Here is a 25,042-nt window from a genome sequence, read left to right as displayed (position 1 = left end):
CGGGCTCCCGAAGGTGCTCGGGGCACCGAATACGGTGCCCCGAAAAGTCCTGGTTGGCGCAAGCCAAAAATGCGCTCTAAGATCCGCTACCGATGTCAAGATCCCCATCGAACCGCCGATCCAAGGAGCGCATGTGACGCTGCTCAGCAGGCGAAGACTTCTCCAGGCAGGTACCGCGATGGTACCCGCGGTCGTGTTCGGCGCACCGCCCGTACGGGCGAGCAGCGCCCCGGCGGTGCAGGTGTCCGGGGTCGTGCCCGCCGCGCTCGCCGGGTTCGACCGAGTGCTGAAGACCTACATCACCGAGCGCGACATCTCCTGCGCTCAGCTCGCCATCGCCAAGAACGGCAAGCTCGTCCTGGCGCGTGGTTACCGATACTCCAGCGACGGCCGGACCGTCCCTACGGTGTCGCCCACCTCGCTTTTCCGGATCGCGAGCCTGAGCAAGCACATCACCGCCGCCGCCGTCATGCGCCTGGTCCAAGACGGCAAGCTCACCCTGGGCGCCTCGGTGGCGAGCCTGCTCGGCCTGTCCACCGCCGCGGATCCCCGGCTGGCCGATGTCACGGTGTGGCGGCTGCTGCAGCACACCGGAGGCTGGGACCTCGCCGTCTCGCAGGACTATCTGTATCTGGATCAAGTGATCGCGGGCACGCTCGGCGTACCGTTGCCGATCACCCAGGACCACATCATCAAGTATGCGAGCAGCCGCCCGCTCGACTTCGCCCCCGGCAGCCGCTACGCCTACAGCAACTACGGCTACATGCTGCTCGGCCGGATCATCGAGAAGGTCTCCGGCCAGAGCTACGAGTCCTACGTCAAGCAGAAGCTGCTGGCGCCCGTCGGCATCACCCGGTTGCGGCTCGGCCGTACGCTCCGCGCGGAGGCCGCGCCCGGCGAGGTGTTCTACGAGTCGCGCTACACCAGTAAAACCGTCACGGGTCCTGGGAACACCGTGGTGCCCACCCCGTACGGCGGCTTCAGCATGACCAACCGCGCCCCCGGCGGCGGCTGGCTGGCCTCCGCGGTGGACCTGGTCAGGTTCGCGAAGATCTTCGACGCTCCCGGCCCGGTGCTCAACGCGACCTCCATCGGCAGGATGGTCGCCAAGCCGGAGATCGGCGTCACGTCGAGCGGTTCCTGGTACGGCGCGGGCCTGTGGGTGCGCCAGGTGACCGGGCATCTCAACACCTGGCATGACGGCTCGCTGCCCGGTACCTACACCTACCTGGCCCGGCTGCAGAACGGCTTCACCTACGCCGCGCTGTTCAACCGCCGGGAGGAGAGCGGCAGCCTCGACTTCAACGTGCTGAGCCCGCAGATCAACACCGAGATCGGCAAGGTCACCACCTGGCCCACCACCGACCTCAGCTCCCGTTACTTCTGAGCCCCTCTCCCGCCCCCGCCGGACCGGTCACGGATTACGGCGGGGGCGGGCAGTCGTGATCCCGGGACTTCCGGAAAGATCGCTGTTCCACCGTATTGTCGGAACATGCGTAAATGGATGAGCGCGGTGCTGGGGGTCGCGCTCTTGGCCGGTCTCACCGGCTGTTCGGTACGCACCGGCGGAATTACCGGAATCAGCGTCGACGATGCGGGTCATCTCACCGTGGTCCTCGCCTGGTGCGGACGGGGCCCGGATGTCGTGATCGTCTACCACGATCCTGTCGGCCCGGAGACGAACCCGGCTGCCGTCGACGCGGAATATCGCCCGCCCGCACTGGGTGGAAAGGGCGCGTCGTTTCGGTTCGATGCGCCATCCGACGGATGGACGGTCGTGCCCAAGCCGTTGATTCCGGCCCCGGGGGTTACGTACAGGGTTTACGGCGCGACTCATGACAACAGCAGTTCGACCGCGAATGTGGGCTTCGAGGCCGGCGATGTGGCCAAGCTCAAGCCCGGTCTGGTGCTGGTCCAAAGGTATGACGAGAAGAAGCAAGACGCCGTTGACGTTGTGATGTCACTGCGGGAATTCGAGCGCGAAGGTCAGGATCCCGCGAACTGCGTTTAAGCCTGCTGTATCGACGCCCGAGAATGCCACAGCAGGAACGTCTCCTTCCTCGTGCCGAAGTCCTGGGGCTCATGGCCACATCGAAAACGTCCCGCATGAGCGGTCAGCGAAAGTCCGCGAGGTGGTCGCGGGCCCATTCGGCGTGGTCGCGCGGGGCGCGCCCGGAGGGTGCGCCCCACGCCGGGGTGGATCAGAGCTCGCCGCTCTCGATCGCCTGCTTGAGGGCCGTCTGGTTCACCTCGTGGGAGGCGGTGCCGTTCGCGACGACAAAATCGATCAGCGAGGTGTCCGCGTCGAAGGTGAGGTTCTCGGTGACCTCGGTCTTCCCGCCGGGCCGCTTCTCGAAGACGATCTTCTGGTGCGTGACGACATTGGGCAGCGACCAGGTGTCCGTCTCATAGAAGAACTTGTCGCGGTTGATGCGCTGCTGCGCGTGCGTGTTGCTGACGACGATCGCACCCTCGTACGGGATCTCCTCGACCGCGGTGAAGTTGATGTAGCGCGTGCGGCCCCGGTACCAGTCCTTGTGGGTGACGACCTTCTTCAGGAACGAGTGCATGCCGACGTGGTTGTTGATATTCGAGTACAACGAGAACACGCGCTCGATCGGAGCGTTGATGGTGATGGAGATGCTGCTCTTGGCCCGGCTTCGCCCCGATCCCGGATGGGGAGGGGGCGTGGAGTCGTAGAACTTGTAGGTGTCCCACGCGGTCTGCCATTCGAGGGCGAGCTGGGCGTCGCCCTCGGGGGCGTCGGCGTGGGCGGGGCTGGAGAGGGTGGCGAGAACGAAGGTCGCGGCGAACAGCTGAGCCGCAAGGAGCCGGAGAAGCTTCACGTATACCTCAAGAAGAGACAGGCAGTAGGTGCGAGTGATCTTCTATCGCATATAGCCACGATTTAGGAAATTCTGCGCCGAAGAGACCCAAAACCCTTTGCGCATCTTCCGTCCCGTTTGATCCTTTTAATCGCCTATCCAATGTTTAGTCCATTTAAGATGTGTGGAACGCTACAAGGTGCTTATGCGGCGGTGTTGTAATGACGGCGATGGCTCGTCGCCCGAGCCTCGTCCGGATGATTGGATTCCCGTAGGGTCGAGATCATGAGCGAGCAGGAGGGTCCGTTCTTCGCCCGGGCGCGCGCCGCCGCGGGCGCGCTCTTCTTCGACGAGGACGACCGGATCATGATCGTCCAGCCGTCCTACAAGCCACAGCGGGACATCCCCGGGGGGTGCGTGGAGCCGGGGGAGACGCCGTACGAGGCCTGCGTGCGGGAGATCGGCGAGGAGCTGGGCATTCGGCCGCCGATCGGACGCCTTCTCGTGGCCGACTGGGCGCCCGGTCCGGACGTGGGGGACATCGTCCTGTTCGTCTTCGACGGCGGCGTGCTCGACGCGGAGACGCTCGGGGCGATCACCTTCGCCGACAACGAGCTGACCGCCTTCGCCTTTCACGCGGTCGAGGACGTGGACGGCCTTTTGACCGGGCGCCTGGCCCGCCGGGTCAGAGCCGCCGCGACCGCCCGCACGCTGGGCGAGACCGTCTACCTGGAGCACGGCGAGGCGCTCCGGGCCGGGTGACGCCGGCCGCGGACGAGGGATTCAGGTGCCGCTGACCTTCTGGAGCAGTGAGATGAGCGTGTCGAGCTCGTCGGGGGCCAGGCACCGAGCTCGTCGGCGAGCACGGCCGTGCTCCTGCGTGGACACCTCCCACTCGCCCTTTCTCTCCCTGCCCGCGGAGATCGCCGAGCTCCTGCGCGAGGGGCAGGGAAGGCCGCCGGGGGATGTCTCTCAGGGCAGGTACGGCGGGGCGACGCCCCAGCCCCAGTGGGGGACGGGAGCCTGCCGGATCGGGTCGGCGCCGGGCCGGGAGTTCTCCACCGCCAGGCGGGTGCCCCACTCGAGGTAGCCGGCGAAGGCCGCACGGAACTCCGGGTCGCCGGGGAGGCCGACCTCGTCGGCCGCGTCCAGCAGCAGGCTCACCCAGCGGCGGCGCTGCGGCTCGCCGATCGCCCTGCCGAGGTGCTGGGAGAGCATGTGCGGGTAACCACCGCGCTCGTCCGTGTAGCGGGAAGGTCCGCCGAAGACCTCCGACAACCACATGGCCACGTAGCGCGGGTGGTCGGAGTCCATGTGGGCGAAGAGCGGCTTGAGCAGGTCGTCCGTCACGACGTGCTCGTAGAACCGCTCGGTCAGCCGCTCAAGGGCCTCGGCTCCGCCGGCCCACTCGTAGAGCGTCGGGATCGAGCCGCCCTGGCCGTGGACGGCGGTGGGACGGTAGTGGCGCATCTCCTCGATGTACGGCACGTACGGCCGGATCTCGGCGAAGAAGGCTGTGAAGTTCTCGCTCTTCCGGAACCCCTCCAGGTGGTCGTGCACCGAGGTCCAGGTGATCCGCAGGATGTGGCAGGAAGGCTCCTCCTCGCACCGGGCGAGCTCGTAGTCCACGCACTGCGGGGCGGCGCGGAGACAGGCGGCGGCTCGTGTGTAGGCGGCCTCGAACCTGTCGTGCTGGTCTTCGGGAACGCGGTAGCGGATGTATTCGACGGTCACACGGATCTCCGGGGCTCGACGCGAATCAACGTAATCTTGTAATCAAGGATTGGCAAGGTTTCGGGAGAGTGTACGCCGGTCATGTCACGGAGGCCTGTGCGCGGGCGACGCTGATTTGCAGGGACCTCTACCAGGCAAGACGATGTGTTCATGGTCAGAGAGCGGCAGATCTTGGCGTGTTCGGGAGTGCTCAATCCGCCCGAGGATTTCCCTCCGGAGCGGGTGGGCGTTCAGATATGGCAAGCGATGCGGCTCACCGGTGTGCCCAGGCCGCGCATGTGTCTCATCGCCACCGCGGTGGGTGACTCCCGCGAATACATCGATCACTGGTATGCGCGGGCCGGGTCCTTCGGGGACGCCGACCTGTCACACCTGGAGCTGTTCGTCCGGCCGAACGTCGCCGACGTACGGGCTCATCTGCTGGCTCAGGACGTGATCTTCGTATCGGGTGGCAGCGTGGTGAACCTGCTGGCGGTGTGGCGTGCGCATCGGCTGGACGCGATCTTGCGGGAGTGCTGGGAGGCGGGGGTGGTGCTGGCCGGGCAGAGCGCGGGCAGCCTCTGCTGGCATCTGGGCGGAGTGACCGACTCCTTTGGCGACGACCTCGGCCCCGTCGACAACGGGCTGGGCCTCCTGCCGTTCAGCAACGGAGTCCACGACGACCTGGACGACCAACCTCGGCGCCGGCGTTTTCGTGAGCTCGTCGGCAAGGGCGACCTCCCCTCGGGCTACGCGACCGAGGACGGCGTCGCCCTGCACTACGTGGGCACCCGGCTCCACGAGGTCCTCGGCGTCCTTCCGGACCGGCACGCGTGGTTCGTCGAATCCGATGGCGCGGGGCAGTACCGGGAGAAAGCCCTTCCCGCTCGTCACTGGCTGCCCTGAGACCGGCCGTCGGCGCGTTCCAGACCTCCCGGGCGAGCGCCGCTCAGCTCGCCCGGGAGGCCGGTACGGAGACCCGCCGACCATGAGCGCGAACGCCGCCGAACCGGCGGCCCGCCGCGCGCCGGTGACCGGTGTCGCCCTAGCCGGCCAGGTGCGGGTAGTCCGGCGAGCGGTGCTGGAAGGACAGGATGGCGGGGTTCTGGATGACGCCGGCGCGGATCTCGATGGCCCGCCGGACGGTGTCGTCCTCGTCCCAGGCCCCGGGGCCGGCGAGCACCGTCCGCAGGTGCGGCAGCAGTGCCTCGCTGATCTCCCAGGTGGCGGAGTTCCACAGGTGCGACGGGCTGTGGTCGACGCCGTAGTAGTGGACGTTGTCCCCCACGTCGAACATCGGCTCCGCGAACGACGTGGGCCGCGCCCAGCTGAAGCCCATCCCCTCGTCGCAGGACACGTCGACGATGAGGGTGCCCGGCGCGAAGGCGGCCAGGTCGTCGTCGGTGGCGAACATCAGCGGATCGTCGGTGTTCTGCAGCACGCAGTTGACGACGATGTCGTGGTCGGCGATGAAGGCCGCCAGCGGTATCCGGCCGTTCTCGGTGAGCGCGTAGCTGCGGTTGGGATCGTCGGCCTCGTGCTCGAAGCGTACGATGCGCGCCGAGTGGATCGGTGAGGCGACCGCGGTGACGTCACGGAAGGTGAGAAGGTCGATGTCGTTCACGCCGTGCGCGTTGAGGGCGGTCACCGCGCCCCGGCCGGTCGCCCCGAAGCTGATGACGACCGCACGCAGCCGCCGGCCGTAGTCGCCCGTCGTCCCGATGAGCTGCAGGGCGTGCAGCACCGAGGAGTAACCCGCCAGCTCGTTGTTCTTGTGGAAGACGTGCAGGTTGAACGCGCCCTCGCTGGTCCAGTGGTTCATCGCCTCGAAGGCGATGAGGGTCAGCCGCCGGTCGATCGCGAGCTGGGTCACCTTCTGGTCCTGGACGCAGTGCGGCCAGCCCCAGAGGATCTGCCCCTCGCGCAGCTCCGCGAGATCCTCGGCCAGCGGTTTGGGGAGCACGATGACATCGCACTCCGCGAGAAGCTGCTCCCGGGGAAGCAGTCCGGCGACGTGCGGCTCCAGCTGCTTGTCGGAGAGACCGAAGCGCTCGCCGTAATCACGTTCGAGGTAGACACGACCCCGCAGATCGGCGTCGATCCGATCGAGGTGCAGGGGGTGAATCGCCAGCCGGCGCTCGTTCTCCTTGCGGGACCGTGAGATGACTCCGAGACTGAGCTGATCCATACGGCTCCCTTGATTGACTCCCTGTCTAGCACAGGCTCTGCCGCACGGCGTTCCGTCGCATGCCCGCGTACGGCAGGCCTTCGCACGCTGCGGCAGGACGTGCCGGGAGGGTCGAAACCGTAGGCCACGTCCCCTCTACGGGTGGACCTCCGTCCGCGCGGCCCGCACTCGGAAGATGGAATCCCGGCCTCGACTCCGGCGTTCGATCGTGTCCTTTTTGTGACAGATATTCATCTTTATGGCGAATATTCGTCGGTAATCGCGCCGAGTGGAGAGCGCGTCTGCCGTGACGCCCTACCGGAAATCCCCCGAAGGGAACCGGCGGCGTCCCGGGGGCGGGAATATCCCGCCCCCGGAACGATCAGGCCCGTTCCTGACGGGGGAAGACCACCTCGCGGAGGATGAGCAGGATGGCCGCGACCAGCGGGATGCCCAGCAGCGCGCCCAGCACGCCGAGCAGCGCACCGCCGAGCAGGGCGCCGACGATCGTGGCGAGTGGAGGAACGTCCACCGAGCTCTTCATCACGCTCGGCGCGATCCAGTAGTTCTCGATCTGCTGGTAGATGGTGAAGAAGATCAGGCAGACGATGCCGACGGTGGGTGAGACGAAAAAACCGACCAGGGAGGCGACGCCCGCCCCGATGAAGGCGCCGACCAGCGGGATGAGGTCGGTCAGAGCCACGAGGAGGGCGAGGGCCAGGGCGTAGGGCACCTTCATGAAGGTCAGGAAGAAGAAGGTCGTCACGCCCGCGATCAGCGAGATGATCAGATTCCCGGCGACGTAGCCGCCGATGCTTTCGATGATCTGGTCGCCGAGCAGGCTGGCACGGGTCCGGCGGGACCGGGGGACCAGGCGGTAGGCCAGCTTCTTGAGCGAGTTCAGAGAGCCCAGGAAGTAGAGCGTCAGGACCAGGACCGTCAGCGAGTTGAAGACCGCCCCGATGACGACCGACCCGATGCCGAGCACCCCGCCGAACATCTGGGTGCCGAAGTCGCCGCTCGTCACATACTGCTGGAGCTTGGTCAGCAACTGGAACCGCTGGTCCAGGTCGCGGATCGTCGGGTTGTTCTGCAGTTCCTGGACGTACTGCGGGAGCTTGTCCACGAACTCCGTGGACTGCGTGGTGAGCGGAGGCACCACGGCCAGGCCGAAGGCGACGAAGACCAGGATGACGCCGAGAAAGACGATGGTGATCGCGACCAGGCGCGGGAGCCTGCGCTTCTGAAGGGCCTCGACGGCCGGATTCAGGCCGATGGCGAGGAAGAGCGAGACGATGATGAGGATCAGCACCGAACTCGCGCTCATCACGGCCTGCACCAGCCACCATGCGGTGAGCACGCCGAGGGCGGCGGTGAAGCCGAACACGAAGGGGTTGCCGCTCATCGAGCGCCCCGGGCGGCCGAAGGGGAGCTTGGACGCGGGCTCGGAGGCGGACGGGGCGCTCAACGGGAGCACGGGACCGGCGGAGGTGAGAAGCGGTTCGGGCACGGGGAGACCGGCGCCGAGGTCGTCGCCCGGGGTCGCCGGTCTGGGCGGTGAGGGGGCGTCGGTGGAGGCCGTCGGTCTGGGCTGCGATGAGACGCCGGCGGAGTCGACGGTGAGGGCGCCCGAGTCGGCCGATGATGCGCCGGTGGTGGGCGGGGACGTTGCCGGCACTGAAGGGCGGTCAACGGAGGTGGGCTCGGGCACGTTCACTCACTGCCCACGATGAAACGGAATAATCAGCCACACGTGGCGTCGAGAACCACCCGGGCCCGCGGCTGTACGGTCGCGCTGAGCACCATCTCGGCCCGAGAACATACGGCTGCGCTGAGAACCCTCGGCGCGCGACCATATGGCTGCGCCGGATGCCTTCCTCACGTCACCACCGTACCGGCTCCGCTGGAAATAGCGGGAAAAGCCTGGAGAAGACTGGAGATGGCACGGCTTCAGGCGATGTTGACGTACTGGCGTGGCCGCAGGGCGTGGTTTCGCAGCGCGGCCAGGGCGGCCGATCGGCCCGCGGGGGTGAGCTTGCCCTCCACCCGGAGACCGAAGGCGTCCAGGCGCCGCCCCAGCTCGGTCAGCGAGGCGTCTACCTCCAGGGTCTGCCACTCCGCACAGTCGATCACCGCGGTGACGCGGTCACGGTCGAGGGGTGAGTCGTCGGCGAGGAGCATCAGCGCCACCTCTCTGGCCGAGGCCCGGAATCCGTTCTCTCCCGACGCCGGCGCCAGCAGCGCGGCGGCCGCGGCCTCCCAGAGCAGGTCGGGGTCGTCGAGCAGGAGCTTGCCCGCGGGAGTGGTCACCAGCCGTCTTCCGGCCTGGGTCAGCGCGTTCAGCTGTCCCTGGGCCACCTCGCGGGCCGCCGCCAGTTCCGTGCCGCTCCAGGTGCTCTCGGCGAGCACGGACCGGGCGAGGTTGTGCCGCTGGGTCAGCGCGATCCCTCCGGGCCGGCAGCCCATGGCCAGCAGCCAGCGCAACGCCTCCAGGTGGTCTTCCTCCGGAGCCGGGATGGGAGCGTGCAGGCGCACCTCGAAGGGCTGGGCCAGCTCGCGCCAGGCGGTGCCCCGGCCGAGGACCCAGCGGTTCAGCCGCTCGCCCTGGACCCGGTGGAGCCAGTTGTCGCCGCCCAGCTCGGCGCGGGGCGTGGTCAGCCAGTGGCGGGTGAGGGTCTCCCGTTCGGGGGAATCGGGAGCGAGCTCTCCGGAGACGATGGCCAGCTCCAGCGCGGCCGAGCAGGCGCCGTGGGCGCCGAGCTCCTCGGGGCCCATGATCGAGCTCCACCGCAGCTCCGGCACGTCGGGAGGGAACACCCCCGTGGCCTCGAGGGAGCTCTGGTAGGCGGCCATCCCGGCGCTCTCGCCGAGGCGGCTGTAGGTGCGGAGGATCTGCGCGGTCGTGGGAGAGGAGCAGAGAGCGGCGTAGCGCTCGAGACCGCCCAGCCGCAGGAGCCGGCCGAGCGCGTGGGCGACCGCGGCGCGATCACCACTGATCTTGGTGGGCAGGGTGTACCAGAGGAACTCGCACATGTTGAGCTCGGTGATCGTCTCCAGTGGCTCGCCACCGGTCAGCCAGTCGATCGCGCTTCGGGCGTGCTCGGCGTAGTCAGGCTCGGAACGCTCCAGCTCGAAGAGGAGCGCGGCCACGTCCGGTGCAGGCATATTGCGAAGTCTGCCGTATGCGGGCCTGCCCTGACGATGAACGTGACGTAATGGATCGTGCACGCTGCCTACCCTAAGGAATCTGCTTTAAGTGGCTCATAGGTGGACGGTCAGATCCAACCCTTCTTGAAAAGCATGCGTGCACTCCACTCCGCATAGGGGAGGACCTCCGCGGTGAGCACCGGATAGAGCCACCAGAAGTTGAGAAGTGCCAGCAGCGTGAAGACGCCGACGCCCAGGGCGCCGACCATCCGCCGGACCGGTGGGGCGTCCGCGGGACCGATGATCAGTCCGGCCGCGAGCACGATCGCCAGGATCATGAACGGGACCATGGGGATCGCGTAGAACAGGAACATCGTCCGGTTGTCGGCGATCGCCCAGTAGAACCAGGGCAGCCAGCCGACGGCGTAGCCCATCAGCACCGCTCCGGCACGCCAGTCGCGGGTGGCGACGTACCAGGCGATCATCGCGATCAGCGCGGCCAGCGCGCCGTACCAGATGACCGGGGTGCCGACCCCGAGCACGGCCTGGGAGCAGCTCTGGCCGGCCCCGCAGCCGGTCTTGGGGCTCTCGTAGAAGAACGCCACCGGGCGCAGCAGCAGCGGCCAGCTCCACGGCGTCGACTGGTAGTTGTGGTGGGTCGCCAGGCCGGTGTGGAAGCTGAGGACCTGCATGTGGTAGCTCAGCCACGAGCGGATCGAGTCGAAGACGAAAAAGACCGGGCCCTGCGAGGTGGCCTGTGCCCAGTTGCGGCCCCAGCCGGCGGAGGAGGCGAACCAACCGGTCCACGAGGCCATGTAGGTGAGCGCCGGGAGGAGGCCCATCGCCAGGAGGGCGGGAGGCATGTCCTTGGTCAGTGCCCCGCCGTACGGCCTGCGCAGCCCGACCGCCTTGCGTGCTCCGGCGTCCCAGAGCAGGGACATCACGGCGAAGCCGATCAGGAAGAAGATGCCCGACCACTTGACCGCGCACGCCGCGCCCAGGCAGATTCCGGCGGCGATCCGCCATGGTCGCAGGCCCAGCCCGGGACCCTGGTCGCTCAGCGGCGACGATTCGTACCAGGTGACGAGCCGGCCGCGAGCCCAGTCGCGGTCGATCACCAGGCAGGCGAAACCGGCCAGTACCCAGAACATCAGGAAGATGTCCAGCAGTGCCGTCCGTGACAGCACCAGGTGCAGTCCCTCGACCGACAGCAGCAGACCGGCCAGGCAGCCCAGCAATGTCGAGCGGGTCATCCGGCGGGCCACCCGGGCCAGCATCAGGATGGACAGCACGCCCACCACGGCTCCGGCGAAGCGCCAGCCGTAGGGGTTCATGCCGAAGATCTGCTCGCCGATGCCGATCATCCACTTGCCCAGCGGCGGGTGGACGACGTAGGAGGCGCACTTGTCCAGGTCGGCGGGGGCGCACTGCTGCCAGATCTGGGTGCCGCCCTGCATCAGGATCTTGTCGGCGTCTTTGACCACGTTGTGCTCGGCGCCGAACAAGTACAGGGCCAGGGAGTCCTTGGCGTAGTACGTCTCGTCGAACATGACCGCGTTCGGACGGCCCAGGTCCGTGAAGCGCAGGATCGCCCCGAATGCCGTCACCAGCAGCGGGCCCAGCCATCCCCACCAGGCGTTACCGGGCATTGGGGGCACCAGCCGGTCGCGCACGGAACGCATCGGTTCGGTGCTCGGCTCAGACTCCGGCTGCTCGAACGCCTGGTTGGTGAAGTCGGTCACGGCCACTCGGACATCGTACGGGCCTCTCAACCCCACGAACCCAAGAAACACCGCCTACATGCCCAATTAGGGAACTTCGCCCCAGGGTGGGGGGCCATCCGTAATGAGGGAAGATGGAACAGTGATTGACAACGGCAGGCTGGTGCTGGCAGGGGCCCCGATCGGGCAGGCGGGCGACGTTTCTCCCCGGCTGCGGGAGGCGCTGGAGACCGCCGACGTGGTCGCGGCGGAGGACACGCGCCGCCTGCGCCGCCTGGTCAGTGATCTGGGCGCGGAGATCAGAGGCCGGGTGGTCTCCTACTACGACGCCAACGAGATCGCCAGGGCCGCGGAGCTCCTCCAGGTGCTCCAGGAGGGCAAGACCGTTCTGATCATCACCGACGCGGGCATGCCCGGCGTCTCCGACCCCGGATACCGCCTGACCCACCTGGCCGTCGAGGCCGGGATCAAGGTCACCTCGCTGCCGGGGCCGTCCGCGGTCACCACCGCGCTGGCCGTCTCCGGCCTGCCCAGTGACCGGTTCTGTTTCGAGGGCTTCCCGCCGCGCAAGCCCGGCGAGCGGGCCCGCAAGCTCTCCGCCCTCGCCGAGGAAGAGCGGACGATGGTGTTCTTCGAGGCGCCGCACCGGCTGCAGGTCGCGCTGGCGGCGATGGCCGAGGCGTTCGGCGCGGACCGCCGGGCGGCGGTCTGCCGGGAGCTCACCAAGACCTACGAGGAAGTACGGCGAGGCGGCCTGGGAGAGCTGGCCGAATGGGCGGCAGGCGGCGTCAAGGGCGAGATCACCGTCGTCGTCGCCGGGCACGTCCCGCAGGCCCTGCCGCCGGTCATCGAGGACCTGGTCGCGGAGGTCGCCCGCCGCGAGGAGACGGGCGTGCCAAAGAAACAGGCGATCGTGGACGTCGCGAAGTTGGCGGGAATCCCGAAACGGGATCTCTATGACGCTGTCCATCGAAGCTGATTTATCACCATACTTTCCTAAATGGGATCAACACGGGATCGTCTCTTACCGCCCATGCCGGTAAATGTCCTATGGGGTTGGCTGGGACCGTTGCTGGTGGCGGTCTTCGGGGGGATCCTGCGGTTCGTCAACCTCGGACGGCCGCACGCGGTCGTGTTCGACGAGACGTACTACATCAAGGACGCGTACGCGCTGCTCCACTACGGCGTGGAGCGGGCGTCGCTCGGGACGACGGAAGACCCGATCGCCGACCGGATGCTCCTCTCCGGTAACACCGACTTCCTGGTCAAGTGCACCCCGCCGGACGCCGATCCCTGCCCGCTCTACGTGGCCCATCCGCCGCTGGGCAAGTGGATGATCGGCGTCGGCGAGCAGATCTTCGGCCTGAATCCCTACGGCTGGCGCTTCGCCGCGGCGGTGGTGGGGGTGCTGTCCATCCTGATTTTGGCCCGGGTGGCCCGCCGAATGACCCGCTCGACGTTGCTGGGCTGCCTGGCCGGTCTGCTGCTGTCGGTCGAGGGACTGCACCTGGTGCTGTCGCGGACGGCGCTGCTGGACATCTTCCTGATGTTCTGGGTGCTGGCCGGTTTCGCCTGCCTGGTGGCGGATCGGGACTGGGCGCGTGGGCGGCTCGTCACCTGGTACGAATCGTCGCCGTTGAGCGACCAGGGTCCCGGGCTGGGTCTTCGGCCGTGGCGGATCGCCGCCGGGCTCTGCCTGGGCGCGGCGTGCGCGGTCAAGTGGTCGGGCATCTTCTTCCTGATCGGCTTCGCCGTGATGTCCCTGCTCTGGGACGCCGGAGCACGCAGGGCGGTCGGACTGCGGGAGCCGTACCGGGGGGCGTTCGGCAAGGACCTGACCTCCATCCTGCTGGCGATGGGTCTTCTCCCGGCGTTCGTCTACGTGGTCTCGTGGGCCGGTTGGTTCGCCTCACCGCTGGGCTGGGGCCGCAACTGGGCACAGGCCACCTCGCAGGGCCCGGCGTTTTTCGTCTTCGACTCGATCCGCTCGTGGCTGAGCTACCACATGCAGGTCCTCGGTTTCCATACCGGCCTGGCGTCCACGCACCCCTACCAGTCGGAGCCGTGGAGCTGGCCGCTGCTGCTGCGCCCGGTGGCGTTCTTCTACGAGACGCCCGCGACCAAATGCGGCGCGGACAGCTGCTCCCAGGCCGTGCTCGGGGTCGGCACCCCGGTCATCTGGTACGGCGGGCTGGTCGCGCTCCTGACGATGATCGTCTGGTACGTGGCGACCAGGGACTGGCGTGCCGGAGCGGTGCTGGCGAGTTACGCCTTCGGCTGGCTTCCCTGGTTCTACTACGCCATCTCCGACAACCGGACGATGTATCTGTTCTACGCGATCACCATGACCCCGTTCATGATCCTCGCGCTCACCCTGACCGCCGGGCTGATCATCGGGCGGGCGGACGCCGCGCCCAACCGCAGGGCGCTCGGGGCCGCGGTGGTCGGGGCCTTCACGCTCCTCGCGCTGATCAACCTCGGATGGCTCTATCCGGTGCTGGTCGCCGAGGTCATTCCGCACTCGCAGTGGTGGACGCGAATGCTGTTTCGGAGCTGGGCCTGATCGAGGAGCCGGGCATGGCCGGGGAACCGGGCCTGCCGGCCGCGGAGCCGGGCACGGTCACGGAGCCGGGCACGGGCAGGAAGCCGGGGCCGGTCATCGAGCCGGACGCCGGCAGGAATCCGGGATCGGCCGCGGAGCCGGGCGCGGGCAGGGGATCGGGAGTGGTCATGGAGCTGGGCACGGGGAGAGGGCTGGGCTCCGGGAGGGGGCCGGACTCGGGAGCGGACTCGGGAAGGGGGTCGGTGTCGGCCGGGGGATCGGTGTCGACCGCGGAGCCGGGCGTGGGCAGGGCGCCGGGGGTGGCCATGGAGCCGGGCCGGGCGAACCCGCGGCGCAACGCGATCGCGGCGGCCATGCACGCCAGGGGCACCGCGGGCAGCAGGTAGCGGTAGTCGAACTCGGCGGTCGCGGCGGGGGCCAGGATCAGGCCGAAGGAGGCCAGCCACGGCAGGAGCAACGGCCCGCCCAGCTTGCGCCAGCGCACGGCCACCCCGGCCAGGCCGATCAGCAGCAGGACGCCGAGCACGATGCCGGGCAGCCGGACGACGCGCTGGTAGCCCTGCATGAAGACACCCCAGGGGTCGTGGACCTCGGTGCCGATCACGCTCGTCTTGCCCCGGATCAGAGCGGTGCGCAGGCCCGGATCGTATTTGAGCGCGTCGGTGTCGGTGCTGCCCCGGTTGGACGCCCAGGCGGGAAGGATCTTGTTCTCGGGCAGGAACTCGTACTGCCGGTAGGTGTTGGCGTCGGGGAAGCGCGGCCGGCCCCAGTGGAAGGCGCGGAAGAAGTCACCGGCCACGATGGCGAGATAGTCGAGCGGCTGGGAGAGGATGGCCCGCTTGGCGAACGTCCCGGCGGCCTGGTTCATCTCGGGGGTGAACGTGCTGCCGACCCCGAAGGCGTGGAACCGCTGGCCGTTCTGGGCCCACCAGAGGTATTTCTGACCGGAGAAGTCACGCTCGCTCGGCGGGGCGCTGATGCACAGCAGCGCGAGCTCCAGCTCCTTGCGGGGGTCGACCGCCATCTTCTTGCAGTCGGCGAACAGCGCGGTCCGCATGTAGAGGATTGCGCCGTCGCTGTTGGTCATCGCGAAGTTTCCGTGCGCCGAGGCGAACCAGGCCATGTAGCCGAGCACCGGGAGCGCGCACGCGGTCACCATGGCTGTGATCGTCTTCCAGCCGGTGCGTTTGACCAGCATGTAGACCACGACCAGAGCCAGGATCGGCAGGCCGATCGACCGGGTCAGCGCGGTGAGGGCGAGGAGCAGGCCGACGACCGCGCCCAGCCGCCACGACATCTTCCTGTGCCACAGGACCAGCGTGATCACGCCCACGACCAGCAGCATGAACATCGTGTCGGACATGATCAGGTGTTCGAGCTGGATCTGGTAGGCGTCGAACAGCACCGGCACCGCGGCCAGCGTCGCCCCCCAGCCCGGCAGCCCGAACTTCTTGCGCAGCAGGGCGTAGACCAGGACCGCGATGCCCAGGCCCATCAGATGCTGGACGAAGGTCACCAGGGCGAAACTGTGCAGGGGCCTCAGCAGCAGGAGCCAGAATGAGTAGCCGTTCGGGCGCAGGGCACTGGGCCTGTCGGGGTTCACCGCACCGGAGACATACTCGTACGAGTCGTTGAACCACAGGGCCGGGCCGTACCCGAGCATGGTGACCAGACGCAGCGCGAACGCCAGCGCGAGGAAGGCCACGAACAGGCGATGCCTGCGCAGGAACGCCCACAGACGTGTGATCCTGGCGGCTGAAGGCTCGTCCAGACGCGGAAGTTCGGCGGCGGTCACCATGTAATACAGGATGCCAGCCGTTTCATGGAGTTGACCCGGGCAGTAGGCCGTAGAGGGCATCATGGTGAGATTGGCGTGTGCTGTGACTGTGTGCTGTAACTGAAGGGTTGAGACGTGGAACTGACCGTGGTCATGCCTTGTTTAAACGAGGCGGAAACCGTGGAAACCTGCGTACGCAAGGCCTTGGCCTGCATGCGGGAACACGGGATCGACGGGGAAGTCCTGATCGCCGACAACGGCAGCACGGACGGCTCGCAGCAGCTCGCGCGGGAGGCCGGAGCCCGCGTCGTGCACATCGATGCCAAGGGATATGGCAACGCGTTGATGGGCGGAATTCGGGCCGCTCGCGGCAAATACGTCATCATGGGTGACGCCGATGATTCCTATGATTTCACTGGCCTGTTGCCATTTGTTGAGCAGCTCCGTGACGGTGCCGACCTGGTGATGGGCAACCGGTTCAAGGGTGGCATCGCGCCGGGCGCCATGCCCCCGCTCCACCGCTACCTGGGCAACCCGGTGCTCTCCTTCATCGGCCGCCTGTTCTTCCCCAGCGCGATCGGCGACTTCCACTGTGGCCTGCGCGGCTTCAGGCGTGACTCCATCCTCAAGCTCGGCCTGCAGACCGGCGGCATGGAGTTCGCCAGCGAGATGGTGGTGCGCTCGACGCTGTCCGGGCTGGACGTGCGCGAGGTGCCCACCACGCTGTCGCCCGACGGCCGGACCCGCCCGCCGCACCTGCGCTCCTGGCGCGACGGCTGGCGCCACCTGCGGTTCCTGATGCTCTACAGCCCGCGCTGGCTGTTCCTGATCCCCGGCATGATCCTGATGACCATCGGCCTGGTCGCGGGCGCCACCCTCACCTTCGGCCCGGTCTACATCGGCAAGCTCGCCTTCGACGTCGACACCCTGGTCGGCGCCTCGGCCATGGTGGTGATCGGTTTCCAGGCGGTGCTGTTCGCCGTGTTCACCAAGGTGTACGCGGCCGAGGAGGGCTTCCTGCCCGAGGACAGGCGGGTGCGCAAGCTTGTCGACATCGTGACCCTGGAGAAGGGGCTGATCGTCGGTGGGCTGCTGGCCGTGTGTGGTCTGGGCGGCCTGGTCGCCTCGCTGGTCCACTGGCAGACGCGCAGCTTCGGACCGCTGATCCCCTCGGAGTCGCTCCGCCTGGTCGTGCCCTCGGCCACCGCGCTGATCGTGAGCTTCCAGACCATCTTCGCGGCGCTGTTCATCAGCATCCTCGGCATCCGCCGTACGAAGGAGACGTCCATCGACGTGGCCGCCTCGGCCGCGGAGGAGGCCGCCGAGGCCGTCACCCGCGAAGACGCCACCGGTGTCGACGAGGGCACAGCCATGGAGAAGGTCGCCGGCGGCGACGGCAACGGCAGCGACAGCGGCACCGGTAGCCGCGAGAGCACCAAGGCCTGAGCCCGCGTCCCTTAGGCTTGGCATCATGTCCCAGCACATCTTGACCGCGGTCGCCTGGCCCTACGCCAACGGCCCTCGCCACATCGGGCACGTCTCCGGATTCGGCGTGCCATCCGACGTCTTCAGCCGGTACCACCGGATGGCGGGCAACAAGGTCCTGATGGTGAGCGGGACCGACGAGCACGGCACTCCGATTCAGGTGCAGGCCGACAAGGAGGGCGTCAGCGCCCGCGAGCTCGCCGACCGCTACAACAGGGTGATCGTCGAGGACCTCCAGGCACTCGGGCTCTCCTACGACCTGTTCACCCGGACCACGACGGACAACCACTACGCGGTGGCGCAGGAGATCTTCAAGGGTCTTCACGCCAACGGCTACATCTTCCCGCACACCACGATGGGCGCGATCTCGCCGTCCAACGGGCGCACCCTGCCCGACCGCTACATCGAGGGCACCTGCCCGATCTGCGGCTATGACAGCGCCCGCGGCGACCAGTGCGACAACTGCGGCAACCAACTCGACCCGGTCCAGCTCATCAACCCGGTCAGCAAGGTCAACGGCGAGACGCCGATCTTCGTGGAGACCGAGCACTTCATGCTCGACCTGCCCGCCTTCGCCGAGGTGCTGGCCTCCTGGCTGCAGTCCAAGGAGGGTGAGTGGCGGCCGAACGTGCTGAAGTTCGCGCTCAACATGCTCGGTGACATGCAGCCCCGCGCGATCAGCCGCGACCTCGACTGGGGTGTGCCGATCCCGCTGGAGGGCTGGAGCGACCAGACCAACAAACGGCTCTACGTCTGGTTCGACGCGGTCATCGGCTATCTCAGCGCCTCCATCGAGTGGGCGCGCCGCTCCGGCGACCCGGAGGCCTGGCGGCAGTGGTGGCAGGACCCCGAGGCCCGCGGCTACTACTTCATGGGCAAGGACAACATCGTCTTCCACGCGGAGATCTGGCCGGCGATGCTGCTCGGCTACAACGGCCAGGGCGCCCGGGACGGCAAGCCGGGTTCGCTCGGCGCGCTGAACCTGCCGTCGGAGGTCGTCTCCAGCGAGTTCCTGACCATGGAGGGGCGCAAGTTCTCCTCCTCGCGTCAGGTCGTGATCTACGTGCGCGACTTCCTGGCCCGCTACGACGCCGACGCGCTGCGCTACTACATCGCGGTGGCGGGCCCGGAGAACCAGGACACCGACTTCACCTGGTCGGAGTTCCTCAACCGCAACAACGGCGAGCTGGTGGCGGCCTGGGGCAACCTGGTGAACCGCTCGATCTCGATGGCCGCCAAGAACTTCGGCGTCATCCCCGAGGCGAGCGACCTCACCGACGCCGACCGCGCGATGCTGGAGCGGAGCCGTGCCGCCTTCCCGAAGGTCGCCGCCGAGTTCGAGCACTCCCGCTTCAAGAACGCGACGACCGAGGCGTTTGAGGTCATCCGCGAGGCCAACAAATATCTGGCCGAGCAGGAGCCGTGGAAGATCAAGGACAATCCCGCCCGGGTCAAGACCATTCTCCATGTGGCGCTGCAGGTCGTGGACGACGCAAAGACCCTGCTGACCCCGGTTCTGCCCAACTCCTCCAACAAGATCTACGCGATGTTCGGCGGCACCGGCGTGTGGTCCGGCATGCCGGAGATCCAGGAGGTCACCGACGAGGACGGCCGGAGCTACCCGATCATCACGGGCTCCTACGAGGGCGCGGCCCGCTGGGAGTCCACCCCGATCCGGGTGGGCACCCCGCTCGCCCCGCCGACCCCGCTGTTCACCAAGCTCGACCCGAAGATCGTCGATGAGGAGCTCGCCCGCCTGGCCGAGTGAGGCCCCCCGCGGCTCGTGTCCGCATGACCGGGCGGGGGTCTTTCCCCGCCCGGGCCTGTGTGGTCGGGTGAAGTTCTTCGCGGTTCGGGTCTGTGCGGTCGATCGGGGGGCTTTCCCGGTTCGGGTCTGTGTGGTCGGGTGAGGTCCTTCGCGGTTCGGGTCTGTGCGGTCGGGCGGGGGCTTTCCCGGTTCGGGTCTGTGTGGTCGGGTGAGGTCCTTCGCGGCTCGCGTCCGGTGACGGGCGCGAGCCGTACCGGCTCCTCGGTAGGTTGGGAGTCGTGAGCACGACGAATCTTCCCGCAGCCCCCAAGCCCCTGACCGCCGAGGTGTTCGACAGCCACTGTCACCTGGACATCATGGTGGGCAACCGCCAGGCGTCCTCGGGAGACCCCGTCGCGCAGGCCGCTCAGGCGGCTCGGGCGAGCGTCGAGGGAATCCTCGGGGAGGCCCGTGCGGTCGGCGTGACGCGGCTCGTCACGATCGGCTACGACCTGCCGTCCTCGCGCTGGAACGCCGAGACGGCCGGGCTCCACGCCGACATCTACGCCGGGGTGGCGATCCACCCCAACGAGGCGCACGCCTCGACGCCGGAGGTCCTCGCCGAGATCGAGGAGCTGGCCCGGTTGCCGCACGTCAGGGCGGTGGGAGAGACGGGGCTCGACTACTACCGCGACTGGGCGTCCAAGGACGACCAGCACGCCAGCTTCCGTGCGCACATCGAGATCGCCAAGCGGACGGGCAAGGCCCTGGTGATTCACGATCGGGAGGCGCACGACGACGTGCTCCGGGTGCTGGCCGAGCAGGGGGCTCCGGAAATCGTGGTTTTCCACAGTTTTTCCGGCGACGCCGAGATGGCGAAAAAGTGTGTCGAGGCCGGATATTTCATGTCCTTCTCCGGTCCGGTCACCTACAAGAACGCCGCCTACCTCCGCGAGGCCGCGAGGATCGCGCCCAAGGAGCTGATCCTCGTCGAGACCGACGCGCCCTACCTCCCGCCGGTGCCTCACCGGGGCAAGCCCAACGCTCCCTACCTGCTCCCCCTGACGCTGCGCTGCCTCGCCGAGGTCAAGAAGATCGAGCCGGCCGATCTCGCGGTCGCCATCGGCACGAACGGAGAGACCGTCTTCGGCTCCTGGTGAGCCGGCCCGGCCCGCTCGGGGTCCCGCCCGCTCGGGCTCGGTGCCCTGCCCGCTCGGCGTCATGTCCGCTCGGGCTCGGTGCCCAGCCCGCTCGAGGTCACGTCCGCTTGGGCTCGGTACCCCGCCCGCTCCGTGCCCTGCTCATTCGGTTCGGCGCCCGGCCTGCTTGGTGCGCCGCCCGCTCGGTGCCCAACCTGCTCGGCTCTGCGCCCTGCCGTTCGGCGCCCCTCCGGCTCAGCTCACCGCCGCGCCGAAGTCGGCCGAGACGCCGCCGTCGAGGGCGGGCACCTTCCCGGCTCCCGGTGAGAGCGGTATGCCCTCGGCGTCGTTACGGCCCAGCAGCAAGACGGTCCCCGCGGCACCCCGGTCGGGCGCGCCGATCACCAGCCGGTTACCGCTGAACGCCACCGACCAGCCGAAGTGGTCGCCGGGCTCGCTCTGATTGATCATCCGAGCCTGCGACGCGTCACCCACCGGCACCAGGTGCACGCCGCCTCGCCGGTCCGGCCCGTCGAAGGGCACCCCCACGGCCATCCGGGCACCTCCCTCTCCGGTGAGGGCCAGCGAGAAGCCGTAACCATCACCCGTGACGCCTTCCGGGCCTTGGTCGAAGGTGGCGGAAGGAGCCATCGCGGCGGTGCCGGAGGACTGGAAGAGCTGGACCAGGCCGGAGTCCTTCACCGACGCGCCGTCGCCGAGTGGCGCGCTCACCGCGAGATAGCGAGTGTCGCCCTCTTCCGCGTAGGACATCGCGTAGCCGAACCGGTCGCCCGCCTCGCCGAACCGGTCGTCGGGATCGGGGTCGGGGATCTCGTTGAAATCCCACTTCTTGCTCGCGTACGTATCCCCGGCCTCGCGCACGTCGAAGATCATGGTGATCGATCCCGCGTCGAGCTTGCCCGCGTCGACCTGCTGTCCTATCCCGTCGTCGTTCTCGTACGGCGCGCCGACCGCGAGGTCGAGCTCGGCGCCGTCGCCGTTCAGCCGGCCGATCTCCAGGGACCAGCCGAACATGTCACCGTCCTCGCTGTTGCCGGCCACGCCCCCGTTGCCCTGGGAGATCTTTTTGGACGTGTCGAGCGCGCCGGTCTCGAAGAGATGGACCGCGCCCGCGTCGGCCACCCCGTCGGCGTTCTCGTGCGGCGCCCCGACCGCCACCAGGGTCCCGCCCGCCGCCAGGGACCAGCCGAAGTGGGCGTCGGCCTCTGGCTCGGGGGCGGCCATGCGGACCGTCCTCTGCTGCGGCCCGCCGTACACGGCATAGACCGCGCCGGCGTCCTGCCTGCCCGCCACGTCGGTGTACGGGGCGCCGATCAGCAGGTCCGCGCAGCGGTCGGCGTCGAGGTGGGCCAGCCGCGCCGACCACCCGAAGCCGTCGCCCGCCTCGACCTCGGGGGCGGTCACGGCAGCCCCGCTCTCACCCCGCCCGAACAGCACGTGCACGGCCCCGGCGCCGCTGCGCCCGCCGGGGCTCGCGAACGGGTCGCCGACCACCGTGTCGTCCACGCCGTCGCCGTTGAAGTCGTTCGCGCTCGCCGCGGTGCAGTCGGCGGGACCGGCCGCCATCGCGAGTGCGGACCCGGCGGCGGTGAGAGCGGTCACGGTGGCCATCGCGGCGGCGGGAACGACACCGGTGGTGGCGAGGGCCACGGAGGCCGCCGCGGGAGCGGCGAAGGCGGCGGAGACGGTGAGCAGCATCGGAAGCGTGGCCGCGACCAGCAGCCAGAGCAGAGGTCTCATGAGAGCCTCACCGTGATCTCTTTGCCTCCTTCGATCACGCTGCCGGTCAATGTCAGCGGCTTACGCGCCGGAGGAAGATCGTAAATGAGGACGCCGTCCGCCCTGCCGCCGGGAGCGAGGGTGGCGGGCAGGCCCTTCGAGATCGGCTCGGGCACATGGGAGGCGCCGCGGTCGTCCATCAGGCTGAGCGGGGTACGGCTGAGCGGGACCAGCTTTCCGCCGGTGTTGATCAGGGTCCACGGGACCGCGCAGAACCGGCCGCGTGACGGGACGGCGCCCTGATAGCCGGTCAGGTCGCATCGCGGAACCTGCGTGATGATCAACTGGGGGTCCTCGATGTAGGAGCCGGTCGCGATCCTCTTGTTCACGTCGGTGACGGGGGTGGGGACCCCGGCCTGCTGTCCCTGTCCGTCGGCGGTCGTTCCGCCTCCACCGCTCACGCTGTTTCCGCTGGTCGCACCGCCTCCGAGGTTGATCAGCACGAAGGCCGTGACCGCCAGTGCCGCCAGTACGGCCAGCCCGGCGAACAACCAGCGCCAGGGCGGAGCCTTACCTGCGGTGGCCGTACCGGCGGCGAGCGGAACCAGGGGCTCGGCCTGGCCGGGCGACGGCCTCGAGGGCGACGGCTGGGTCGGGGCCGGGTGCGGGCGGGGCGTCGGCGTCGGGCGCGGGGCCGGCGCGGGCGTCGGGGTGGGGCTCGCGGGCGTCGCAGCCGGGCCTGGCATCGCGGTGGAGGGCGAGGTCGAAGGCGAGGCGGGGGGCACGGTCGGGAACCCGCTCGTGTACGGGTACGGGGCCGGAATCGGAGTCGGAGTCGAGGTCGGGGCGGGGGTCGACGCCTCGGCCGGGGGAGCCTGCGGCAGCTCCAGGTTCAGGGCGCTGAGGGTCTGGGTGGAGTCCGGTTCCACGTTGGCCGGGGGCTGCCACGACTCGTTGAGCATGTCGGTGGCGATCAGGGTGGGCGGATCCACCCGGGTGGGCGGGGCCATGGTCGGCGCGGCGATCGCGCCGCCGACCAGGGCGATCAGCAGGTCCTGGGCGGTGGGCCGCTGGTAGGAGTCCATGGAGGTGGCCTGGCGGACCAGCTCGTTGAGCGGGCTGGGCAGCGCGCCCAGGTCGGGCGGGATGGTGAGCAGCCGGGTGGCCATGGTCATCATGTCGCCCCGGCCGTAGGGGTGGCGGCCGTTACCCGCGTAGGCGACCATGCAGCCCCAGGCGAAGATGTCGGCCGCCGTGGTGATCTCCAGGCCGCGGACCTGCTCGGGAGCCCACCAGCCGGGACTGCCGAGCACCTCGCCCGATCGGGTGAAGCTGTGCGTGGAGTCCAGCGCCCTGGCTATACCGAAGTCGATCACTCGGGGCCCGGACATGGAGAGGATCACGTTGGCGGGCTTGAGGTCTCGGTGAACCAGTCCGGCGACGTGGATCGCGGCCAGCGCGGCGGCCACCCCGAGGGCCACGCCGTGCAGCGTCCCCGGCTCCAGCGCGCCGTGCTCGGTGATCTGGCGGGACAGCGGGGTGCCCGCGATGTATTCGGTGACCATGTAGGGTCGGCCGTCGTCGTCGTTGCCGTTGTCGAGCACCTGGGCGGTGCAGAACGACGCCACCCGCCGGGCGTTCTCCACCTCCGTGTGGAACCTCGCGGCGAACCCGTCCTCGATCGCGAACTCCGGTTTGACCACCTTGACCGCCACCGGCCGACCGGCCGGGGCGAGCGCGAGGTAAACGGTTCCCATGCCGCCTTCACCAAGGCGGCCGAGAAGCCGATAGCTCCCGATCTGCTCGGGATCGTTGGGGCGCAGCCCTTCGACGCCGGGCTGGTTCACGTCCGCCTCACTGGGGTTCCTTTCCTGGCCGATGGCCCCCTGTATGGCAACGTTATCCACAACGGAACCTCCCATGTCCATCGCTCGTCCTTGCGGGGGGTTCGATGCGGGAAACTTGTCGGATGGCATTGGAGTACAACCTTGGGTGAGCGCGGCGAACGAGTCGATATCAACAGCAATCCGGCGGGTGCCGGATTCGATCAGCCGTTTGAGGAACCAGCATGAGCCTTCTCGGTCCTGTGGAAATACGTAATTTGGCAGAGAAGCTCGATATTCGTCCCACAAAAAAACTTGGCCAGAACTTTGTGATTGACGGAGGAACCGTCCGCAAGATCGTGAGGATCGCCGGGCTGAGGCCCGATGACGTGGTCATCGAGGTGGGTCCCGGCCTGGGGTCGCTCACCCTGGCGCTGCTTCCCGAGGCCCGCAGCGTGGTCGCGGTGGAGATCGATCCGGTCCTGGCGGCCCAGCTGCCCCTGACCGTCGCCGAGCACGCTCCGGAGCTCGCCGACCGCCTCACCGTGGTGCTCGGCGACGCCATGCGCATCCTTCCCGGCGACCTGCCGCAGGAGAAGCCGACCGCGCTGGTCGCCAACCTGCCCTACAACGTGTCCGTCCCGGTGGTGCTGCACATGCTGGAGACCCTGCCCTCGCTGCGCAGCATCCTGATCATGGTCCAGGCCGAGGTCGCCGACCGGCTGGCCGCCGCCCCCGGCTCCAAGATCTACGGCATCCCCTCGGTCAAGGCCGCCTGGTACGCGGACGTCCGCCGGGCCGGTCCCGTCGGCCGTACGGTCTTCTGGCCGGCCCCCAACGTCGACTCCGGCCTCGTCGCGATGACCCGCCGCGAGCCTCCCTCGACCAAGGCCACCCGCGAGGAGGTCTTCGCCGTCGTGGACGCCGCCTTCGCCCAGCGCCGCAAGACCCTCCGCGCCGCCCTGGCCTCCTGGGCCGGTACGGCGGCCGCCGCCGAGCAGGCGCTGCGGGCCGCCGGGATCGACCCCTCCGAGCGTGGAGAACAGCTCACCGTCGAAGATTTCTCGCGGATCGCCGAGCACCGTGGACAGGCCGAGCACCGCGGATAGTTCGATTTGTTGAGGCGTTTGCGTGAGGAAGAAGCGGATCCCATTACCATCTGAGACTGTGACCAGTCAGCGAGTGCCGATGAGGG

At 68.5% G+C, this 25,042-nt stretch carries 19 protein-coding genes; 10 read left to right on the top strand and 9 right to left on the bottom strand.

All coding sequences use genetic code 11. The features are described 5' to 3' along the window. The first annotated feature begins 133 nt into the window (after nt 1-133). Nucleotides 134-1,387 carry a serine hydrolase gene (locus DKM19_RS41795; protein WP_110703835.1) on the top strand — a complete coding sequence of 418 codons (1,254 nt, stop codon included), beginning with the start codon at nt 134-136 and terminating at the stop codon, nt 1,385-1,387. Nucleotides 1,388-1,504: 117 nt separating this feature from the next. After that, nucleotides 1,505-2,011: a hypothetical protein gene (locus DKM19_RS41790; protein WP_110703833.1), complete on the top strand. Its 507-nt coding sequence runs from the start codon at nt 1,505-1,507 to the stop codon at nt 2,009-2,011. Nucleotides 2,012-2,201: 190 nt separating this feature from the next. On the opposite strand, the gene DKM19_RS41785 is transcribed toward DKM19_RS41790, so the two are convergent. After that, nucleotides 2,202-2,846, bottom strand: a complete 645-nt coding sequence (locus DKM19_RS41785) for an SRPBCC family protein (protein ID WP_110703831.1) — start codon at nt 2,844-2,846, stop codon at nt 2,202-2,204. 264 nt (nt 2,847-3,110) lie between these two features. Here DKM19_RS41785 and DKM19_RS41780 point away from each other — a divergent pair, with 264 nt between their 5' ends. Continuing rightward, nucleotides 3,111-3,587, top strand: a complete 477-nt coding sequence (locus DKM19_RS41780) for an NUDIX hydrolase (RefSeq protein ID WP_110703829.1) — start codon at nt 3,111-3,113, stop codon at nt 3,585-3,587. A gap of 210 nt (nt 3,588-3,797) precedes the next feature. Here the strand turns inward: DKM19_RS41780 and DKM19_RS41775 are convergent, their stop codons facing one another. Further along, nucleotides 3,798-4,559, bottom strand: coding sequence for a group II truncated hemoglobin (locus tag DKM19_RS41775; protein ID WP_110703827.1), 762 nt, complete (start codon nt 4,557-4,559; stop codon nt 3,798-3,800). A gap of 150 nt (nt 4,560-4,709) precedes the next feature. Here DKM19_RS41775 and DKM19_RS41770 point away from each other — a divergent pair, with 150 nt between their 5' ends. Beyond that, nucleotides 4,710-5,444: a peptidase E gene (locus DKM19_RS41770; protein ID WP_110703825.1), complete on the top strand. Its 735-nt coding sequence runs from the start codon at nt 4,710-4,712 to the stop codon at nt 5,442-5,444. Between the two features lie 139 nt (nt 5,445-5,583). Here the strand turns inward: DKM19_RS41770 and DKM19_RS41765 are convergent, their stop codons facing one another. From DKM19_RS41765 to DKM19_RS41750, 4 genes are all read right to left on the bottom strand, one after another. Further along, a complete protein-coding gene (locus DKM19_RS41765) occupies nt 5,584-6,726 on the bottom strand; it encodes a N(5)-(carboxyethyl)ornithine synthase (RefSeq protein WP_110703823.1) in 1,143 nt (380 codons plus the stop codon). A gap of 361 nt (nt 6,727-7,087) precedes the next feature. Then, the gene (locus DKM19_RS41760) at nt 7,088-8,383 is read right to left on the bottom strand and encodes an AI-2E family transporter (RefSeq protein WP_239513885.1); all 1,296 of its coding nucleotides are present in this window, start codon (nt 8,381-8,383) and stop codon (nt 7,088-7,090) included. Between the two features lie 272 nt (nt 8,384-8,655). Continuing rightward, nucleotides 8,656-9,870: a hypothetical protein gene (locus DKM19_RS41755; RefSeq protein WP_110703821.1), complete on the bottom strand. Its 1,215-nt coding sequence runs from the start codon at nt 9,868-9,870 to the stop codon at nt 8,656-8,658. 110 nt (nt 9,871-9,980) lie between these two features. Beyond that, entirely contained in the window at nt 9,981-11,534 is a 1,554-nt protein-coding gene (locus DKM19_RS41750) for a dolichyl-phosphate-mannose--protein mannosyltransferase (RefSeq protein WP_110706362.1), read from the bottom strand. A gap of 163 nt (nt 11,535-11,697) precedes the next feature. Here DKM19_RS41750 and rsmI point away from each other — a divergent pair, with 163 nt between their 5' ends. Together rsmI and DKM19_RS41740 are read left to right on the top strand one after the other, a co-directional pair. Beyond that, on the top strand, nt 11,698-12,552 hold the full coding sequence (gene rsmI, locus DKM19_RS41745) for a 16S rRNA (cytidine(1402)-2'-O)-methyltransferase (RefSeq protein WP_110703819.1): 855 nt from the start codon (nt 11,698-11,700) through the stop codon (nt 12,550-12,552). A gap of 96 nt (nt 12,553-12,648) precedes the next feature. Then, nucleotides 12,649-14,136 carry a dolichyl-phosphate-mannose--protein mannosyltransferase gene (locus DKM19_RS41740; RefSeq protein ID WP_369987159.1) on the top strand — a complete coding sequence of 496 codons (1,488 nt, stop codon included), beginning with the start codon at nt 12,649-12,651 and terminating at the stop codon, nt 14,134-14,136. Here the strand turns inward: DKM19_RS41740 and DKM19_RS52840 are convergent. Beyond that, nucleotides 14,084-15,934 (bottom strand): hypothetical protein, encoded by a 1,851-nt coding sequence (locus DKM19_RS52840; RefSeq protein WP_204358453.1) that lies wholly within the window; start codon nt 15,932-15,934, stop codon nt 14,084-14,086. The genes DKM19_RS41740 and DKM19_RS52840 overlap by 53 nt on opposite strands. A gap of 114 nt (nt 15,935-16,048) precedes the next feature. Here DKM19_RS52840 and DKM19_RS41730 point away from each other — a divergent pair, with 114 nt between their 5' ends. The 3 genes from DKM19_RS41730 to DKM19_RS41720 all read left to right on the top strand — a co-directional run bounded on the left by DKM19_RS41730 (nt 16,049) and on the right by DKM19_RS41720 (nt 20,305). Continuing rightward, nucleotides 16,049-17,359: a glycosyltransferase family 2 protein gene (locus DKM19_RS41730; RefSeq protein ID WP_239513884.1), complete on the top strand. Its 1,311-nt coding sequence runs from the start codon at nt 16,049-16,051 to the stop codon at nt 17,357-17,359. 25 nt (nt 17,360-17,384) lie between these two features. Then, complete coding sequence (metG, locus tag DKM19_RS41725) at nt 17,385-19,166, top strand: methionine--tRNA ligase (RefSeq protein ID WP_110703815.1); 1,782 nt, start codon at nt 17,385-17,387, stop codon at nt 19,164-19,166. Nucleotides 19,167-19,444: 278 nt separating this feature from the next. Then, on the top strand, nt 19,445-20,305 hold the full coding sequence (locus DKM19_RS41720; RefSeq protein WP_110703813.1) for a TatD family hydrolase: 861 nt from the start codon (nt 19,445-19,447) through the stop codon (nt 20,303-20,305). A 234-nt stretch (nt 20,306-20,539) separates the two neighbouring features. On the opposite strand, the gene DKM19_RS41715 is transcribed toward DKM19_RS41720, so the two are convergent. After that, nucleotides 20,540-22,045 carry a hypothetical protein gene (locus DKM19_RS41715; RefSeq protein WP_110703811.1) on the bottom strand — a complete coding sequence of 502 codons (1,506 nt, stop codon included), beginning with the start codon at nt 22,043-22,045 and terminating at the stop codon, nt 20,540-20,542. Further along, nucleotides 22,042-23,931 (bottom strand): serine/threonine-protein kinase, encoded by a 1,890-nt coding sequence (locus DKM19_RS51310; protein ID WP_239513883.1) that lies wholly within the window; start codon nt 23,929-23,931, stop codon nt 22,042-22,044. Before DKM19_RS51310 ends, DKM19_RS41715 begins: the two co-directional genes overlap by 4 nt. 161 nt (nt 23,932-24,092) lie before the next feature. Here DKM19_RS51310 and rsmA point away from each other — a divergent pair, with 161 nt between their 5' ends. Next, entirely contained in the window at nt 24,093-24,956 is an 864-nt protein-coding gene (gene rsmA, locus DKM19_RS41705; RefSeq protein ID WP_110703809.1) for a 16S rRNA (adenine(1518)-N(6)/adenine(1519)-N(6))-dimethyltransferase RsmA, read from the top strand. The last annotated feature ends 86 nt before the right edge of the window (nt 24,957-25,042 follow it).

The sequence above is a fragment of the Streptosporangium sp. 'caverna' genome, assembly GCF_003203775.1.
In the GTDB taxonomy this organism is placed as follows: domain Bacteria; phylum Actinomycetota; class Actinomycetes; order Streptosporangiales; family Streptosporangiaceae; genus Streptosporangium; species Streptosporangium subroseum.
Note: the sequence above shows the minus strand (reverse complement) of the source record. Positions and strands in the feature narration are given on the sequence as shown.

Excerpts from the sequence above, each read along its gene's own strand:
- DKM19_RS41790 (WP_110703833.1), top strand. The coding sequence starts at position 1,505 with ATGAGCGCGGTGCTGGGGGTCGCGCTCTTGGCCGGTCTCACCGGCTGT.
- DKM19_RS41780 (WP_110703829.1), top strand. The coding sequence starts at position 3,111 with ATGAGCGAGCAGGAGGGTCCGTTCTTCGCCCGGGCGCGCGCCGCCGCG.
- DKM19_RS41770 (WP_110703825.1), top strand. The coding sequence starts at position 4,710 with ATGGTCAGAGAGCGGCAGATCTTGGCGTGTTCGGGAGTGCTCAATCCG.
- DKM19_RS41765 (WP_110703823.1), bottom strand. The coding sequence starts at position 6,726 with ATGGATCAGCTCAGTCTCGGAGTCATCTCACGGTCCCGCAAGGAGAAC.
- DKM19_RS41755 (WP_110703821.1), bottom strand. The coding sequence starts at position 9,870 with ATGCCTGCACCGGACGTGGCCGCGCTCCTCTTCGAGCTGGAGCGTTCC.
- DKM19_RS41750 (WP_110706362.1), bottom strand. The coding sequence starts at position 11,534 with ATGCGTTCCGTGCGCGACCGGCTGGTGCCCCCAATGCCCGGTAACGCC.
- rsmI (WP_110703819.1), top strand. The coding sequence starts at position 11,698 with ATGAGGGAAGATGGAACAGTGATTGACAACGGCAGGCTGGTGCTGGCA.
- DKM19_RS52840 (WP_204358453.1), bottom strand. The coding sequence starts at position 15,934 with ATGGTGACCGCCGCCGAACTTCCGCGTCTGGACGAGCCTTCAGCCGCC.
- metG (WP_110703815.1), top strand. The coding sequence starts at position 17,385 with ATGTCCCAGCACATCTTGACCGCGGTCGCCTGGCCCTACGCCAACGGC.
- DKM19_RS41715 (WP_110703811.1), bottom strand. The coding sequence starts at position 22,045 with ATGAGACCTCTGCTCTGGCTGCTGGTCGCGGCCACGCTTCCGATGCTG.
- rsmA (WP_110703809.1), top strand. The coding sequence starts at position 24,093 with ATGAGCCTTCTCGGTCCTGTGGAAATACGTAATTTGGCAGAGAAGCTC.